Here is a 798-nt window from a genome sequence, read left to right on the forward strand (position 1 = left end):
CGGCGGGCCGTGCGGCCTTCCAATGCCGTGATGCCGGTGCCAAGGAAGAGCGCCACGATCGCACGGTTGCGCAAGGCCGCCGGATCGTCCGCAGCGTGCGGCTGCACCCAAGCCTGCAGGCGGGCGTCCGCGTCCTCGGGCAGGTAGATGGGATCCGGCTCGGCCTTCGGCCAATGACCGTCGCGGACCAATTGACCGGCTGGATTGCTCTTGCGCACGCCGATGGCAACCAGGTGGCGACACAACCGGTCCAGCAGTTTCAGATAGCGCATGCGCGTGGCGGTACTGTAGCCGCGCGCACCGGGCGCCTGCCAGAAGGTATCGACATGGTCTGGGCCGAACGTGGCCACGGTGGTGTCGGCGTCGAGCAGATGACGCCGAAAGTGCTCGAACATGGCCTGATGCTGGATGATCGAGCGGGCCGCGAAAGGGCGCCGGTCCGCGCCGGCCGCCTCGCGGCGCTGCCAATCGGCGTAGGCGAGGGTGGGATTGGTGAGCCAGAGGGTGTCGACGGGTGTCATGACGGCATTTATATACTGAATTCCGCTTTCCCCGCACCCCTACCGCCTCTTCGAGGCGGACATAGCCTTCAGGTTAGCGGGGTGGAACCAGGCGGACAGATGCTCGCCGCCGTGTGGCGCTGGAGGGAAGGTCGCCGCCATGCTCATGCGCGATGCGGATGGCGCTTGAGGCGGGCGTAGCGCGGATAGCGGCCGTCGAGCATCTCTTCTATCGCCTGCTGGCGATCTCCGTCCTCAGGGTCGGGCGGGCACTCCAGCAGGTTTGTGTCTGCACAGA

The 798-nt window shown here is 66.8% G+C and carries 1 pseudogene; it reads right to left on the reverse strand.

Features of this window, described 5'->3' with window-relative positions:
• A pseudogene (locus CF70_RS06285) lies at positions 1–521 on the reverse strand (site-specific integrase); the annotation flags it as partial.
• Positions 522–798 lie beyond the last annotated feature (277 nt).

The organism is Cupriavidus sp. SK-3 (assembly GCF_000611145.1).
Classification (GTDB): Bacteria; Pseudomonadota; Gammaproteobacteria; order Burkholderiales; family Burkholderiaceae; genus Cupriavidus.